12 protein-coding genes are annotated in these 16,290 nt (G+C 65.5%); 5 read left to right on the top strand and 7 right to left on the bottom strand.

Annotated elements, in window-relative coordinates:
• Positions 1 to 4: 4 nt before the first annotated feature.
• From AC1DEK_RS11355 to AC1DEK_RS11340, 4 genes are all read right to left on the bottom strand, one after another.
• Complete coding sequence (locus tag AC1DEK_RS11355; RefSeq protein ID WP_478125338.1) at positions 5 to 1,132, bottom strand: TIGR03364 family FAD-dependent oxidoreductase; 1,128 nt, start codon at positions 1,130 to 1,132, stop codon at positions 5 to 7.
• Positions 1,129 to 2,736, bottom strand: a complete 1,608-nt coding sequence (locus AC1DEK_RS11350) for a putative 2-aminoethylphosphonate ABC transporter permease subunit (protein ID WP_478125828.1) — start codon at positions 2,734 to 2,736, stop codon at positions 1,129 to 1,131. Before AC1DEK_RS11350 ends, AC1DEK_RS11355 begins: the two co-directional genes overlap by 4 nt.
• A gap of 92 nt (positions 2,737 to 2,828) precedes the next feature.
• Positions 2,829 to 3,893 carry an ABC transporter ATP-binding protein gene (locus tag AC1DEK_RS11345; RefSeq protein ID WP_478125337.1) on the bottom strand — a complete coding sequence of 355 codons (1,065 nt, stop codon included), beginning with the start codon at positions 3,891 to 3,893 and terminating at the stop codon, positions 2,829 to 2,831.
• On the bottom strand, positions 3,890 to 4,924 hold the full coding sequence (locus tag AC1DEK_RS11340; protein WP_478125336.1) for a putative 2-aminoethylphosphonate ABC transporter substrate-binding protein: 1,035 nt from the start codon (positions 4,922 to 4,924) through the stop codon (positions 3,890 to 3,892). The genes AC1DEK_RS11345 and AC1DEK_RS11340 overlap by 4 nt, the downstream gene beginning before the upstream one ends.
• A gap of 238 nt (positions 4,925 to 5,162) precedes the next feature.
• Here AC1DEK_RS11340 and AC1DEK_RS11335 point away from each other — a divergent pair, with 238 nt between their 5' ends.
• A complete protein-coding gene (locus tag AC1DEK_RS11335) occupies positions 5,163 to 6,935 on the top strand; it encodes an ABC transporter ATP-binding protein/permease (RefSeq protein WP_478125335.1) in 1,773 nt (590 codons plus the stop codon).
• On the opposite strand, the gene queC is transcribed toward AC1DEK_RS11335, so the two are convergent.
• Genes queC through AC1DEK_RS11320 form a run of 3 tightly spaced genes read right to left on the bottom strand, consistent with a single transcriptional unit; the run spans position 6,914 to position 10,366 of the window.
• Positions 6,914 to 7,615, bottom strand: coding sequence for a 7-cyano-7-deazaguanine synthase QueC (gene queC / locus AC1DEK_RS11330; RefSeq protein WP_478125334.1), 702 nt, complete (start codon positions 7,613 to 7,615; stop codon positions 6,914 to 6,916). The two genes, AC1DEK_RS11335 and queC, sit on opposite strands and share 22 nt — an antisense overlap.
• Before the next feature lie 10 nt (positions 7,616 to 7,625).
• Positions 7,626 to 8,093: a cyanophycin metabolism-associated DUF1854 family protein gene (locus AC1DEK_RS11325; RefSeq protein WP_478125333.1), complete on the bottom strand. Its 468-nt coding sequence runs from the start codon at positions 8,091 to 8,093 to the stop codon at positions 7,626 to 7,628.
• Complete coding sequence (locus AC1DEK_RS11320) at positions 8,090 to 10,366, bottom strand: cyanophycin metabolism-associated ABC transporter (protein WP_478125332.1); 2,277 nt, start codon at positions 10,364 to 10,366, stop codon at positions 8,090 to 8,092. Before AC1DEK_RS11320 ends, AC1DEK_RS11325 begins: the two co-directional genes overlap by 4 nt.
• A 127-nt stretch (positions 10,367 to 10,493) precedes the next feature.
• Here AC1DEK_RS11320 and AC1DEK_RS11315 point away from each other — a divergent pair, with 127 nt between their 5' ends.
• From AC1DEK_RS11315 to AC1DEK_RS11300, 4 genes are all read left to right on the top strand, one after another.
• A complete protein-coding gene (locus tag AC1DEK_RS11315; protein WP_478125331.1) occupies positions 10,494 to 12,734 on the top strand; it encodes a cyanophycin synthetase in 2,241 nt (746 codons plus the stop codon).
• Positions 12,735 to 12,830: 96 nt separating this feature from the next.
• Positions 12,831 to 15,398 carry a cyanophycin synthetase gene (cphA, locus tag AC1DEK_RS11310; protein ID WP_478125330.1) on the top strand — a complete coding sequence of 856 codons (2,568 nt, stop codon included), beginning with the start codon at positions 12,831 to 12,833 and terminating at the stop codon, positions 15,396 to 15,398.
• Positions 15,399 to 15,526: 128 nt separating this feature from the next.
• Positions 15,527 to 15,904, top strand: coding sequence for a hypothetical protein (locus AC1DEK_RS11305; RefSeq protein WP_478125329.1), 378 nt, complete (start codon positions 15,527 to 15,529; stop codon positions 15,902 to 15,904).
• A gap of 112 nt (positions 15,905 to 16,016) precedes the next feature.
• Positions 16,017 to 16,268 carry a hypothetical protein gene (locus AC1DEK_RS11300; protein WP_478125328.1) on the top strand — a complete coding sequence of 84 codons (252 nt, stop codon included), beginning with the start codon at positions 16,017 to 16,019 and terminating at the stop codon, positions 16,266 to 16,268.
• The last annotated feature ends 22 nt before the right edge of the window (positions 16,269 to 16,290 follow it).

The raw sequence follows: 16,290 nt of genomic DNA, 5'->3' as shown, positions 1-16,290 counted from the left end.
CTTTTCACCATGCATCGAAGACATCGCGCGCGATGCCGAAGCCGGTGCTCGCACCCGTGCCGCTGGTGACCAGCACCACGCGCGTGGCATCGTCCGGTGTGTCGATCACGCAGGGCAGTTCGGGCGACGAGGGATAGACGCCGGCCCAGCGCTCCGTAATTTGCGCCTGCTCCAGATCGAGCGTGGAGCGCAGATGTCGCAGGATCAATCGGTCCACCTCTTCCATCGCGAAAGGTTCTGGCGCGGCGCTGTAGTGATGGGAATCACCGACCACCAGCGAGCCATCTGCGCTCTGCACGACGATCAGGTGAATGCCGTGCGCCAGCGAATCGGCTTCCTCTTGCTCCAGGCGCGTGCGCAACGCTGCCGCCTCAGGAAGCGTGCTGTAGCCCTCGTAGCGCACGAGGCTCAGATCCATCATTACCGAGCCCGGCAGGCGGAAACCGGCTTCCGGCCGGACGCGCAGCATCTGCAACCGACAGAGGCTCAGTGCATGGGGGGCGATGCGGTCCGCAAAGAGACCGTGCAATTCCGCGTTGGTGCAGACGACGACGCGCTCCGCGTGCAAACTGCCTAGTGACGTGCGCACGCGCGGTGTTTCGACTTCGAGCACGGCTTCGGAAAAGCGGAACTCCACGCCGTGTACTTCGGCCAGCCAGCGCGTCAGCAGGCCGATGGCCGTGCGTGACTCCACCCGCAGTTCATGCGGACTGAACAGCACGGAGCGCGCTTCTTCCAGGCGCAGCGCCGGCGCCTTGGCCTGGGCCTCGGCAACCTCCAGCAGTTGGCACGCCTCGCCCATCGGCGTGCGCAAGAACGCTTCGAGCACCGCATGAGCCTCCGGTCGATAGGCGGCCAGCCACAGGTGCCGATGAACAATGTCGATGCCGGCTTGCGGCGCGACGGCCGCCCACACGTTGCGCGAGTGCATCGCGCGGCGCCAGGTGTCGCCAGGAGCCTGTCCCGTGACAGTCACGAAGCCGAAGTTGCGGATCGATGCGCCGACGCATGCGGCGTCGCGCTCCACTACGCAGACCTTCAGGCCGCTCGTGGCAGCGGTATATGCATGCGCAAGGCCGACGATGCCGGCGCCCACCACGATCACATCAAAAGAGGGGCCTGCTGCACTCATCGATTTCTCCAGGCTTGGGTCTTGGCGAGCGCCGAACGTGCGGCCCATGCAAAAAGGCCGCGGCCGATCGCGGCCGTGAGCATGATCAGTGACGCCATGGCGGCGGCCGGCGCGACGTCGCCGGCATCGTCCATGTTCAGCACGGCGATCGCCGCCAGTGTCGTTTGGGGCGAGTAGAGAAAGACCACCGCCGACACCGTGGTCATCGCGTTGACGAAGAAGTAGCCCGCGACGTCGAGCACGGCGGGCAGTGTGACCGGCAAGTGCACGCGCCATAGCGTCCGCCAGAAGGGAATGCCCATCGATTCGGAGACGAGTTCGTATTCGCGGTCGAGCTGGCGCAGCGCGGTCAGCGACGTGAGGTGCGCGACCGAGAAGAAATGGGCCACCGTGCACACCACCAGGAGGGTCATGCCGCCATAGAGCCCGTGCAGCGGATTCGATGGCAAATTGAAAAAGAAGATGTAGCCCACGCCAAGCACCAGTCCAGGCACTGCGAGAGGCAGGTTCGCCAGGAGGTTGAGCAGTTCGCGCAGCAACCCGAAGTGGCGCGGCTTTTCGACGAGATAAGCCGAAAGAAAGGTCGCGACAGCCCCTGCCACTGCCGCGCCGACCGCAAGGCGCAGCGAATTGACATAGCTGCCCCAGCCGCCGCCATCCATGTTGCCGAAGTCGTAGTTCTTGAGCGATGGCGCAAGCTGGTAGGGCCAATAGGTCGCCAGCGACGCGAAGACCGCCATGCCGATCATCACGAGGATGCAGGCGGCGATCAGGACGCAGGCCAGCAACAGCGCACGGTCGCGAGCGGGCACCGGCTCGGGCACGTGCGGCGTGGCACGTGCCGACAAGGCCGCGGCTTGCCGCCGGCGAACGCGGCGCTCCACGATGAAAGACAGCACGGCCGGCACAAGCAGCACGAACCCCACGACCGCGCCCATCTGGAAATTCTGCTGCCCGACCACCTGCTTGTAGATGTCGGTGGCGAGCACACCGGTCTGGCCGCCCACCACCTTGGGGACGCCGAAGTCGGTGATGACGAGCACGAACACCACCATGCTTGCGACGATCAGCCCATAGCGCGACGCCGGCAAGGTCACCGTGCGGAAGATGCGCCAGCGTGACGCGCCGAGCGTCTCCGCGGCCTCGTAGAGCCGGCCGTCGGACGTCGACATGGCCGTGGTGAGGATGAGCAGCGCATGCGGCAAGGTCCAGAACACTGAGCCGAGGACGATGCCCAGAGGCCCATAGATCGACACGTCTCCGAGCCACGCCTTGAATATGCCCTGGTTGCCGAAGAGATAGACGAGGCTGATGGCCGGCAGCAGCGACGGCGCCAGCAGCGGCAAGAGCGCAACCGCACGCAGCAGCGCCTTGCCGCGCATGCACGACAGCGTGAGCCCGTACGCATAGACGTAGGCGATGCCCGTACACAGCAGCGCACTTACCGCCGCAAGCCAGACACTGTTGAACGCCGAGCGCACTAGCGCAGGGTTGTCGAGATACCGCGCGAAGTTCGCCAGGCCGACGAAGGCCCCGGCTCTGTCGAAAAAGCTCTGCCCAACGAGGGCGCCGACCGGGAGGGCCACGATGATGACCAGCACCATCAAGGCTATCGAAGCGGCAACGCCGACCAGCCAGCGGTCCCGATCGAAGACGCCACGCCGCCGCGACGGCTCCAGGCGATAGAGGAGCGTGCTCAACGCGCCAGCACCGACAACGCGTGCTGCGGCAACTGGATGTGCACCATGCTGCTGGGCACCAGCGGATCAGCGGCGCGATGGTCCATAGGCATATCCGCCTCGATCTCGATACCCAGCGGTTCGCAGGCCAGACGCGCCGCAGTGCGATGGCCGAAGAATTCGGTGCCGAGCAGCCGGGCCGCAAAGCTGTTGGGGCCAGCATCGTCGCCAAAGCGGCGGACCACCACATCCTCGGGACGGATGCCGACCGTCGCTTGCGCGCCCACGTCGACCTCGCCCGAAGCGCAAAGCAGCTCGCTGTCGCGCACGCGCACCTTGCCTTCGGGCAGCACAGTCGCAGCCAGCATGTTCATGCGCCCGACGAAGCTCGCGACGAAGCGCGTGCGCGGCCGGCGATAGAGCTCGCCGGGTGTGCCCGCCTGCTCGATGCGGCCGTCGTGCATCAACACGACACGGTCGGCCATCGAGAGCGCTTCCTCCTGGTCGTGCGTGACCATGATCGTCACCACGCCAAGCCGCTTCTGCAGTGCGCGGATCTCGCCGCGAAGGCTCGCGCGCACTTGCGCATCGAGCGCGGAAAGCGGCTCATCCAAGAGTAGCAATCGCGGATTCGGCGCGAGCGCACGTGCCAGAGCCACACGCTGCTGCTGGCCGCCCGAAAGCTGCACGGGGTACTTGTCGGCGTGCCCCGCAAGGCCGACGAGATCGAGCATCTCGCGCGAGCGCTTGGCGATCTCTCGCGCGAGCGCGCCGGTGGGCTGCAGGCCATAGGCGATGTTCTGCGCCGCCGTGAGGTTGGGGAACAAGGCATACGACTGGAACACCACGCCGAAGCCGCGCGCCGCCGGCGGCAGGTTGCCAATGTCCTGCCCATTCAAATGCAGCTTGCCTGCGTCCGAGTGCTCGATGCCGCAAACGATGCGCAGCAGCGTCGTCTTGCCGCAGCCCGAGGGCCCGAGCAGACACACGAACTCACCGGGCTCGACGTCCAGGTCGATACCGTCCAGCACCCGCGTGGCGCCGAACGACTTGCCAATGCCGCGCAGGGAAAGAAAACTCACTGCGGCGCCTTCTTCTCCGATTTGGATTCATAGCGGCTAGACCATTCGGCGAGGATGCGCTCGCGATTCGCCGCCGCCCAGTCGAAGTCGTTTTTGGCCAGCAGCTTCTCGACGTCGCCCGGCACGAATTCCAGCTTTTCCTGAATGCCTGGCAGCGCGAGCACTGCAAAGTTCTTCGCGTAGAGCTCGTTGGCCTGTTTCGTCGCGGCCCAGTCCGCCAGCGCCTTTGCGGCTTCGGGCTTTTTGGTGGTCTTCATGACGCCGGTAGCCTCCATGTCCCAGCCGAGGCCCTCCTTCGGCAACACGATATCGATAGGAGCGCCGTCGCGCTTGGTCTTGTTGGCGCGGTATTCGAAGGACATGCCCAACGCGAACTCGCCCGCACCCGCCTGGCGGCAAGGCTTGCTGCCGGACTGGCTGTAGATGCCGATGTTCTGGTGCAGGGCGTCCATGAACTGCCAGGCCTTCTGCTCGCCCATCATCTGGATCCAGCCCGAGACCATCAGGTAGCCGGTTCCTGACGCGGCCGGGTTCGGCATCGTGATCTGGCCCTTGTAGACAGGGTTCGTGAGGTCGGCCCAGCTCGTGGGCTTCGGCAAGTTCTTCTTCTGCGCTTCGACCGTGTTGAAGCAGATCGCGGACGACCACACGTCCATGCCGACCCACTTGGGCGGATTGGCGCTGTCACGCATGGTCGGTTTGACGGCGCTCAGGCCCTTCGGGGCATAGGGCTGGAGCATGCCTTCCTTGTCCAGCAGCATCAGCGATGTCGCGGCGAGTCCCCAGACGACGTCGGCCTGCGGATTGGCCTTTTCCGCCAGCAGCTTGGCAGTGACGATGCCCGTCGAGTCGCGGACGAATTTCAGTTCGATGCTCGGGTTGTCCTTCTCGAAGGCCGCCTTGTAAGCCTGCACCTGGTCCGCTTCGAGCGCCGTGTAGACCAGCAGCTCGGTACGGCCTTGCGCGGCCGCGCCGACGGCGATGGTCAGCAAGACGGCCGGCAGGGCCCATTGAAATGTGCGACGAAGCATGAGGTTCCTCTTCGGGTGGTGAATGGATGAAGGCAAGCTGCCCATCGGTGCGCATTCGGCGCAAGGCCGGCCGATCATCGGAGGCGGATATGACAGAGGTTTGTCAAATCCTTCATGAAGGTGACGGTCCGCCAACTGGCCGTCATGCCGCCGACATGTTTCAGCGCCAATTAAGACTGCGGGTCGCGCCGGCGGTACGATGAAAGGCAACGCGCCGTTCGGGCGTGCTTTCATGCTCATGCCAATGACCTCCCAAGACGGCTCCCAGAACATCATCTCCACCTTGCGGCGCATCGGCGCACTGGCGGCGCCCTACTTCCGATCCGAAGAGAAATGGGTCGCGCGCGGCCTGCTTGCCGCCATCGTTGCGCTCAATCTCGGCGTGGTCTACATGCTGGTGCTCAACAACCAGTGGTATGCCCGCTTCTACGACGCATTGCAGAACAAGGACCAGGCGGTTTTCTGGCGAGAGATCGTCTTCTTTTGCTGGATCGCAGCGGCGTACATCGTCATCGCGATCCTCAAGTTCTACCTGACGCAGTTGCTGCAACTTCGCTGGCGCGCCTGGATGACGCGCAGCTATCTGGCGCGCTGGATGGCCGACCACACGTTCTACCACCTCGAACTCGCGCGCTATGGCCAGCAGGACGGCCAGTCCCCGGACAACCCCGACCAGCGCATCCAGGAAGACATGCAGATCTTCACCGACTACACGATGACGCTGTCGATGGGCCTGCTCAACGCCGTGGTCACGCTGGTGAGCTTCATCGGCATCCTGTGGGGTCTGAGCGGTGTCACCAGCTTGTCCCTGTTCGGGACCAGCGTCACCATTCCGGGCTCGATGGTCTGGATTGCGCTGCTCTACTGCGCCGCCGGCACTGTCATCACCCACTACATCGGCCGTCCGTTGATCGGCCTCAACTTCCAGCAGCAGCGCTTCGAGGCCGACTTCCGGCATCACCTGGTGCGCGTGCGCGAATACAGCGAAGCCATCGCGCTGGACCGCGGCGAACAGGTCGAGCACGGCCAACTCAAGCTGCGCTTCGGCGCCGTGCTGAAGAACTACCTGCAGTTGATCAACAAGCAGAAGAACCTCGTGGCATTCACGGCTTCATTCAGCCAGGCGTCGGTGATCTTCGCCTTCATCGTGCAGGCGCCGCGCTTCTTCAGCGGCGCAATCCAGTTGGGCCAATTGATGCAGGTGAATTCGGCATTTGGACGCGTACAGGATTCACTCAGCTGGTTTGTCGACAACTACGACCGCGTCGCCGTCTGGCGCGCCACGGCGGACCGCCTGACTTCGTTCGAGGCCGCCATGCGCGCCCATGCCGACAGCAAGAGCGCGCTCGAACGCACGCCTTCGAAGACCGGCCAAGGCCTGCGCACCGCCGGCATCAACGTCGCATTGCCCGACGGCGCACCGCTGATCCGCAATGCCGCTCTTTCGGTGCAGCCCGGCGAAAGCGTTCTGCTGCAGGGCCCTTCGGGCAGCGGCAAGTCGACCCTGTTCCGGGCCTTTGCCGGGATCTGGCCTTTCGCGAACGGACAGGTCTCGATGCCGCCAAATGCAATGTTCATCCCGCAACGCCCCTACGTTCCGAATGGCAGGCTGCGCGATGCGCTCGCCTATCCGCACGCAGCCAGCGAATACACCGACGCGCAACTCGTTGAGGCGTTGAACGACGCCTTGCTGCCCGACCTTGCCGGCCGTCTCGACGATAGCGATGCTTGGAGCCAGAAGCTGTCGGGCGGCGAGCAGCAGCGCCTTGCGATTGCGCGCGTGCTGCTGCGCAAGCCGGCATGGCTCTTCGCGGACGAGGCCACCAGCGCGCTCGACGCCGAAGCCGAGGAAACGCTCTACAAGCGGCTCGCAGCAGGGGTGCGGGCTGCCGGCGGCGCGATGGTGTCGATCGCGCATCGCGCGTCAGTCGGCAGCTTCCATGACAAGCGCTGGACGCTGGTGCCCGAAGCCGACGGCGCCGCCTCTCGCTACAGGGTCGAAGCGACGTAGCGCTCCCAGCCCCTCGCGCGAAGTTCGCACGCGGGGCAGGTGCCGCAGCCATAGCCCCATGCGTGGCGGTGTGTGCGGTCGCCGAGATAGCAGGTGTGGGTCTCCTCGACAATCAGTTCCACCAGCGCCTCACCCCCCAGCCGATGGGCCATGGACCAGGTTTCGGCCTTGTCGATCCACATGAGCGGCGTCTCGATCACGAAGCGGCGGTCCATGCCGAGCGACAGCGCAAGCTGCATCGCCTTCATCGTGTCGTCGCGGCAGTCCGGGTAGCCTGAGAAGTCGGTCTCGCACACACCGGTGACGATCACCTGCAAGCCTCGCCGGTAAGCCAGCGCACCGGCGAGCGTGAGAAACAGCAGGTTGCGGCCGGGAACGAAGGTGTTCGGCAGGCCATTGGCCTGCATCTCGAAAGCGATGTCCTGCGTGAGCGACGAAGCGCTCACCTGCCCCAGCACGTCGACCGAGAGCATGTGGTCGTCGCCGAGGCGCGGCTTCCAGTTGGGAAAGGTCTCGCAGAGCCGTTCGAGCACTTTGGTGCGTACGTCCAGTTCGATGCGGTGACGCTGCCCGTAGTCGAAGCCGATGGTTTCCACGCGCTCATATTTGTCGAGCGCATCGGCCAGGCAGGTCGTCGAATCCTGGCCACCGGAGAAGAGCACGAGTGCGGTCGTGTGCATGACGATCCAATCAGAGAAAGCGTTCGAGCAGCTTGCGCGAGTGGCGGTCCAGCGCCTTCACGTCTGCAATCCGGAACTGCACGCCATGCGCGCTGGCGATCAACAGTGCGCCACCTTCCAGACGTCGAATGTCCTCTTCGGCCTTCAGCACGAAGCTGGTTTCGCCGCGGTCCGTGTTCACGTGCCACGTGCTCGGCACGCCGAAGCTCGACACGCGATGCAGCTTCAGCAGCGTCGGCGCGAAGTCGCGAGCAGCAAGTTCCTCATGCAGCATCGTGCGCAAATGCGCAGGCAGATCGGCAATGCGATCGACCCAGACGATTTCGCGTCCATCGCTCCCGACCAGCGAAATACCGTCGTCCGACGCGGTGAGCGGAAAGGCACGCACCGGCACCACGCCGACATGCCGGACGCCATCGGCGTCGATCAGCACGAGGCGCCCGAAGCGATCGCGTTCGAGTTCAAAACCGTTGTTCATGCATCCCCCGCCGGATGGGCTGCATGACCGCCCAGCGCCATCGCCACTGCGGTGCGCTCGGCAACCGCGCCGGCGCTCTCATCGTCGGCCTGACGCAGTTGCGCCTGATAGAGCCGCCAGTAGGCGCCCTGCTTTTCCATGAGTGCGTCGTGCGGTCCGACCTCGACGATCTCGCCGCGGTCCATTACCACCAGCCGATCGGCCTTGCGCAGCGTGGAAAGCCGGTGCGCGATCGCAATGGTGGTGCGGCCCTTCACGAGGTTGTCCAGTGCCTTCTGGATTTCCTTCTCGGTCTCGGTGTCGACCGCCGACGTGGCTTCGTCGAGGATGAGGATGCGGGGGTCGATCAGCAGCGCACGCGCAATGCTGATGCGCTGCCGCTCGCCGCCCGACAAACCCTGGCCGCGCTCGCCGACGAGCGAGTCGTAGCCGTGCGCAAGACGAAGGATGAAATCGTGCGCATGTGCCGCGCGCGCGGCGGCCACGATCTCCTCGCGCGTCGCATCGGGTTTGCCATAGGCGATGTTCTGCGCGATGGTGCCGAAGAACAGAAAAGGCTCCTGCAGCACCAGCCCGACATGGCGCCGATAGTCGGCCACGGCAAAGCGGCGGATGTCCGTGCCGTCGACCTTGATGGCTCCGTCCGTCACGTCGTAGAAGCGGCAGATCAGGTTGACCAGCGTGCTCTTGCCCGATCCGCTGTGGCCGACGAGGCCGATCATCTCGCCCGGTTCGATCACCAGGTTCAGGTCGCGGATCACCGCGCGACTGCCGTAGCGAAAGCCCAGGTCCGCCATCTCGATGCGGCCCTGAATGCGTTCGATCTTCACAGGGTTGGCCGGCTCCGGAACGTTGCTCACGTGGTCGAGGATGTCGAAGATGCGCTTGGCGCCGGCGGCGGCCTTTTGCGTGACCGACACAATGCGGCTCATCGAATCCAGGCGCGTATAGAACCGGCCGATGTAGGCGATGAAAGCCGTGAGCACACCGACCGTGATGCTGCCCCGCGCCACCTGCCAGATGCCGAAGCCCCAGACCACCAGCAGCCCGATCTCGGTCAGGAGCGACACGCTCGGCGTGAAAAGCGACCAGGTCTTGTTGAGCTTGTCGTTGACCTGCAGGTTGTAGATGTTGGCCGACCGAAAGCGGTCGGCTTCGCGCTTTTCCTGCGCAAAAGCCTTCACCACGCGGATTCCCGGAATGGTGTCGGCCAGCACGTTGGTGACCTCGCTCCAGACGCGGTCGATCTTTTCGAAGCCGGTGCGGAGCCGGTCGCGCACGACGTGGATCATCCAGGCGATGAAAGGCAGCGGGACCAGCGTGACCACCGCGAGCAGCGGATTGATCGAGAACAGGATGACCGCGGTCATCGCGATCATCAGCACGTCGGTGAGGAAATCCAGCGCATGCAGCGACAGGAAAACGTTGATGCGATCGGTCTCGGAGCCGATCCGGGCCATCAGGTCGCCGGTACGCTTGCCGCCGAAGTAATCGAGCGGCAAGGTCAGCAAGTGCTCGTAGGTGGTCGTGCGCAGGTCGGCGCCGATCCGTTCGGAGACGAGGGCCAACAGGTAAGTGCGTGCCCACCCGAGTGCCCATCCGACCAATGCGGCGGCCAGCAGCGCGGCGAGGAACATCACCACCTTGACCACGGCAATCTTCTGCCCGTTCTGGAACGGGATCAGGATGTCGTCCATGAGCGGGATCGTCAGGTACGGCGGGACCAGGGTCGCGGCGGTCGAGGCCAGCGTCAGCAGGAAACCGGTGATCAATTGCTTGCGATAGGGCTTGGCAAATCGGCCGAGCCGCAACAGCACCCAGGTCGACGGCGGCGTCTGCAACTCGGGTTCGACCAGCGCCGCTTCGTCCGCCTCGGCGGCAGGCCCTGTCGCCTGCGCGACTCCCGAAACCTGCTGATCGAAAAGCTTCTGCAGCCGCAGCGCCGCCGGCTGCTGGGCCAAGGTATAGCGCCAGCGAGCCAGCCGGCCATTGCCGTCTTGCAGGTCCAGGGTCCCGATTCCGGCGTGATCGGCCAGGTGCAGATCCAGCCCCTCTGCCTGCAGCGGCCATTCGGACCAGGCGCCGCCCGCGTCGCGCATCAGCAGGCGGCGGTCCGTCAGCGCCAGAAGGCCGGATGTAAACCGAAGTTCCCCGTCGAGGTCAACCGGAAGAGTTGCCAGAACGTTTTCCGCGTCTGAGAGCCGGTTTTTCAGCGCGTCTGTAGCCCCCTCTGATTCGCCCTCCGGGGTGCCGACTGGATCGTGATGTTGCATTGTGTTTCTGTATTTCCGGCCCGCTGCGGGACCCTTCTTGGCGCTCACCGGGCGCCGATTCTGACCGATCGCCATGGGCGCGCTTGAAGGCGCCGCAGTGCTCGGCCAAAGCACATCGAACGTTTTCATGACCCGTTTCGACGACATCCGCCTGCTGCGCATCAACTATTTGCGCGGCCCGAACATCTGGACCTACCGCCCCGTGCTGGAAGTCTGGCTCGACCTGGGCGCGCTCGAAGAGCATCCGTCCAACACCATCGCCGGCTTCACGGAGCGTCTCACCAAGCTGCTGCCGGCGCTGATCGAGCACCACTGCGGCGTCGGCGAGCGCGGCGGGTTCATCCAGCGCCTGACCGAAGGCACCTGGGCCGGCCACGTGCTGGAACACGTGGTGATCGAGCTGCTCAACCTCGCCGGCATGCCGACAGGCTTCGGCCAGACGCGCAGCACCTCGCAGCATGGCGTCTACCGGATGGTGTTTCGCGCACGCGATGAGCAAGTCGCCCGCGTCGCCCTGGCCGAGGGCCACCGCTTGCTGATGGCAGCGATCAACCACGACGCCTTTGACGCGGCGGACGTGCAACGCGCCGTCGATGCGGTCAAGGCCAAGGTCGAGGACTGCTATCTGGGCCCCAGCACCGCCTGCATCGTGGGCGCTGCGACCGATCGCGGCATTCCGCACATGCGGCTCAACAGCGGCAATCTGGTCCAGCTCGGCTACGGCGCGAACCAGCAGCGCATCTGGACGGCCGAGACCGACTACACCAGCGCCATCGGCGAATCAATCGCCAGCGACAAGGAACTGACCAAATCGCTGCTCGCAAGCTGCGGCGTGCCGGTGCCTGAAGGGCAGGTCGTCGCCAACGCCGGGGAAGCCTGGGAAGCGGCCGAAGACATCGGATTGCCAGTGGCCGTGAAGCCGTCCGACGCCAATCATGGCCGCGGCGTTTCGCTCGAACTCAACACGCGCGAAGAAGTCATCGCCGCTTTCGCGGTCGCCGAGCCCGAAGGCAGCGACGTGATGGTGGAGCGCTTCATCCGCGGGTCGGAGCACCGTCTGCTAGTGGTCGGCGGCCAGGTGGTCGCCGCCGCGCGTGGCGAAATCATCACAGTCACGGGCGACGGCGAATCGACCGTGGCCCAGCTCATCGAAAGCCAGCTCAACAGCGATCCTCGCCGTGGCGCGGAAGAGGAATACCCGCTGGATGTGATCGTGCTGGACACGGATGCCAAGCTGCAGCTCGAACTCAAGCGCCAGGAGCTCGATGGCAATTCGGTGCCTGCATCGGGGCGGGTCGTCACGATCCAGCGCAACGGGAACATGTCGATCGACTGCACCGACCAGGTACATCCTGAAGTCGCGCACGCCGCAGTGCTCGCTGCCCGCGTGGTGGGGCTCGACATCGCCGGCATCGATCTCGTGGCGCAGGACATCTCCCGGCCGCTCGCGGCGCAGGGCGGCGCGATCGTCGAAGTCAACGCCGGGCCCGGATTGCTGATGCACCTGAAGCCGGCCGTCGGATCGCCCCGCCCCGTGGGCCGCGCGATCTGCGATCACCTCTTTCCGGACGACGCTCCGGGCCGCATCCCTGTGGTCGGCGTGGCCGGCTCGCGCGATACCGCGGTGTTGTCCCGGCTGGTCGCCTGGCTGATCAGCCTCGGCGGCCGTCATACGGGCCTGGCCTGCCGCGACGGCCTCTTCCTCGATCGGCGCAGGGTCGACGCGCGCACGAGCGCCAACTGGCAAGCCGGCCATCGTCTACTGGTCAACCGTGCCGTGCAGGCCGTGGTGATCGAAAACGGCGCCGAAACCATCCTGCGCGATGGCCTTTCCTATGACCGCTGCGAAGTCGGCATCGTGACTGACCTGGACGGCTCGGACGCGCTCGGCGAATTCGACATCACCGAGAGTGACCAGATGGTCAAGGTGCTGCGCACGCAGGTCGACGTCGTGCTGCCCGAAGGCACCGCCGTGCTGAACGCGGCCGACCCACGCGTGGCCGGGCTGGCCCCGCTGTGCGATGGCGCGGTGATTCTTTATGCCGCGGACCCGCAGGCCGAAGCGCTGGCGAAACACCGTGCCGATGGCGGCAGGGCCGTCGTCATTCGGCAGGACCGCGTGGTTCTCGCCAACGGCACCAGCGAATCTTTCCTGCCCGGGCTCGGCCGGCTCACCATCTGGCGCGCCACGCATGCGGGCGTCAGCCTCGAAAGCCTGCTCGCCGCAGTCGCCGCCGCGTGGGCCATGGGCATTCCGCTCAACCTGATCGGCGCCGGCGCGGAAGCCTTCGAAGCAGACCTGCAGGCGGCGCTCGCATCGTTGCAGCTGTCGCAAACGCTGGTTTCACCCGAACTTCAATTTGCCTAAATGAACACCCCCGGGCCTGGCGCCCGCGCAAGCGCCGCGCGGCAGCGGCGGAACCGGCTTCGCCGGGAGCGAGCAAGCAACGGGGGGGAGATAGTTATGGAAATCACACGCACCCGCGCACTGCGCGGCCCCAATCTCTGGAGCCGCCACACCTGCATCGAAGCGATCGTCAACTGCAAGGATGACGAAAACGCCATCGAGCGCCTCACCGGGTTCGAGCCGCGCCTGCGCGCGCTCTTTCCAACCATCGGCGAACTGCATCCGATCGTGCTCGGCCAGCCGCTCGCACTGGCGCACGTGCTGGAAAACGCCGCAGTCGCACTGCAAGCGCAGGCCGGCTGCGCGGTGAATTTCGGCCACACCTCGCGCACCATCGATGAAGGCGTCTACCAGGTCACCTTCCAGTACAGCGAAGAAGCCGTCGGCCGCCGCGCACTGGAGTTGGCCAAAGAGCTCATCGATGCCGCGCAAGGCAATGCCGCCTTCGACGCCACGGCCGCCATCACCGAACTGCGCGACCTCGACGAATCCGAGCGCCTCGGACCGAGCACCGGCTCCATCGTCGACGCGGCGGTGGCCCGGGGCATCCCGTACCGGCGCCTCACCAGCGGCAGCCTCGTGCAGTTCGGCTGGGGTTCCAAGCAGCGCCGCATCCAGGCCGCTGAAGTCGACAGCACGAGCGGTGTCGCCGAAGCCATCGCACAGGACAAGGAACTCACCAAGCAACTGCTCAACGCAGCAGGCGTCCCTGTTCCGCTCGGCCGTCCGGTGACCGACGCCGAAGACGGCTGGGCTGCGGCGCAGGAGATCGGGCTGCCGGTGGTCGTCAAACCGCAGGACGGTAATCAGGGCAAGGGCGTCACGGTCAACATCACGACGCGCGAGCAGCTCGGTGCGGCTTATGCATCGGCGGCAGTTCATGGCGAGGTGATGGTCGAGAAATTCCTGCCCGGCTTCGACTTCCGTTTGCTCGTGGTCGGCGATCGGCTCGTGGCCGCGGCCCGCCGTGATCCGCCGCAGGTGATCGGCGACGGCGCAAAGACTGTTCGCGAACTCGTCGATGCGGTCAACCAGGACCCGCGGCGCGGCGAAGGGCACGCGACATCGCTCACGAAGATCCGGCTGGACGACATTGCGATCGGCCGCCTCGAAGCACAGGGCTTGAAGCCCGACAGCGTGCCCACGCTGGGCCAGCGGGTCGTCCTGCGCAACAACGCCAATCTTTCGACCGGCGGCACCGCGACCGACGTGACCGACACGGTGCACCCCGAAGTCGCCGCGCGTGCGGTCGATGCGGCGCAGATGGTCGGCCTGCACATCTGCGGCGTCGACATGGTTTGCGAGAACGTGCTGCGTCCGCTCGAAGAACAGCACGGCGGCGTGGTCGAAGTCAATGCCGCGCCCGGGCTTCGCATGCACATCTCGCCCTCGTTCGGCCGCGGCCGCGCGGTGGGCGAAGCGGTGATGGACACGCTCTTCGCCCATGGCGACGACGGCCGCATCCCGGTGGTGGCCGTGACCGGCACCAATGGCAAGACGACGACCGCAAGGCTGATCAACCACCTGCTCGCCGCCAGCGGCCTGCGCACCGGCATGACCAACACCGACGGTGTCTACGTCGACGGGCGCCAGACCGACAGCGGCGATTGCAGCGGCCCGAAGAGCGCGCGCAACGTGCTGCTTCATCCGGATGTCGACGCGGCCGTCTTCGAGGTGGCGCGTGGCGGCATCCTGCGCGAAGGCCTCGGATTCGATCGCTGTCAAGTGGCGGTCGTCACCAACATCGGCAGCGGCGATCACCTGGGCCTCAACTACATCACGACCGTGGAAGACCTCGCCGTGCTCAAGCGCGTGATCGTGCGCAACGTAGCGCCCAGCGGCTATGGCGTGCTCAACGCCGCGGACCCGAACGTCGCTGCGATGGCCGCGAGTTGCCCCGGCAGCGTGATCTTCTTTACCGCCGACCGGCAGCATCCGGTGATGGCCACGCACCGCGCGCAAGGCAAGCGCACGGTTTATGTGGACCAGGACGCCGTGATCGCGGCAGAGGGCTCGTGGCGCGAACGCATTCCGCTGCGCGACGTGCAGATCACGCGCAACGGCACCATCGGCTTCCAGGTCGACAACGTGATGGCGGCCATTGCCGCAGCCTGGGCCGTGGGCCTGGACTGGGATGCGATCCGCAGCGGGCTTGCCAGCTTCAAGAACGACGCCGCCGGTGTGCCGGGCCGCTTCAACGTGATGGACTATCGCGGCGCGACCGTCATTGCCGACTACGGCCACAACACCGACGCCATGCGCGCACTGGTCTCCGCCGTCGACACCATGCCGGCGAAGAAGCGCTCGGTCGTGATCAGCGGCGCGGGTGATCGCCGCGATTGCGACATTCGCGACCAGACCGCCATCCTTGGCGAAGCCTTCGACGACGTCATCCTCTATCAGGACGCGGCGCAGCGTGGGCGCGCCGACGGTGAAGTCATGGCGCTGCTCCGGCAGGGGCTCGAAGGCGCGCGGCGCACGCGGTTCATCGACGAGATCCGCGGCGAATTCGTCGCTATCGATTCAGCGTTGGAACGCCTGCAGCCGGGCGACCTCTCGCTGATCCTCGTGGACCAGGTCGAAGAAGCCCTCGCCCACCTCGCAAAGCGTATCGCCGAAGCTTGAGCCGGCGCCCGCCTTGAGAGCAGGTTGCCCGAGTGCTTGCCGGATTGGTCCGACACGAACGCGCGGCGAGGGGGGGTGGTTCGGGAACGGTTCGCCCCGCATACTCCAAGTTCCCATAAGGAGTACCCATGAAGAACGCCTTTCGAACGTGTCTCGCAGTCCTCGTGGCAACCGGTGGCCTTGCTGCTGGCTCGTCCGTCCTTGCCCAGTCGTCTTCCATGTCTTCGTCGCCCTCGTCACTCCCTTGCGATGGCGTGCACCAGAACAAACAGGCTTGCCTGCGCGAAAGGGGTGCAGCGGCCGAGACAGCGCGCAGAGGCGGCTTCCCGAAGGTCGATGACGCAACCCTGCGGCAGAACGCCCTGGCCCGCTGCAGCCGGCAGCCCCCTTCGGACCGCGCCGCCTGCGAGGCGCGGGTCACGGGCAGCGGTTCGACCACCATCACCGGCAGCGTGCTGGGTGGCGGCGTGATCCGGTCGACCGAAACACTCGTCCCGGCGCAATGAAGCGGCGGTCGTAGGACTCAAACCAAAGACCTACGCCGTCACTCGACTGTCACATTGGGCGCGACTGCGCTGGATATAGTCATGGGCTAGTTTTTAAGAGGAAAACTTCCCCATGAACGCCATCAAGGTCGCCCGTCGATTCATCGAGACCGACCCGACCAATGAGTCGGCAAAGATCCTGGCCCGTCTGGTACTGGCACTCGAATCGGAGCACAGCTTCGAACTCGTCACGCTGTATGAACTCGACTACAAGAGCTTTCAGATCGCGATGGACATCCTCAAGGAATGGCGGCTGGACCGCTATTACGCGAGCAAGTCCAAGCTGTTCGATCTGTCCCTCCAGGTCAGCGAGTTGCCGGGCTGACAGCGGCGTGCCGGCGGCAGCG

It is taken from the genome of Variovorax sp. 10N420, assembly GCF_056394705.1.
This window is presented reverse-complemented; position numbering and strand designations above follow the sequence as displayed.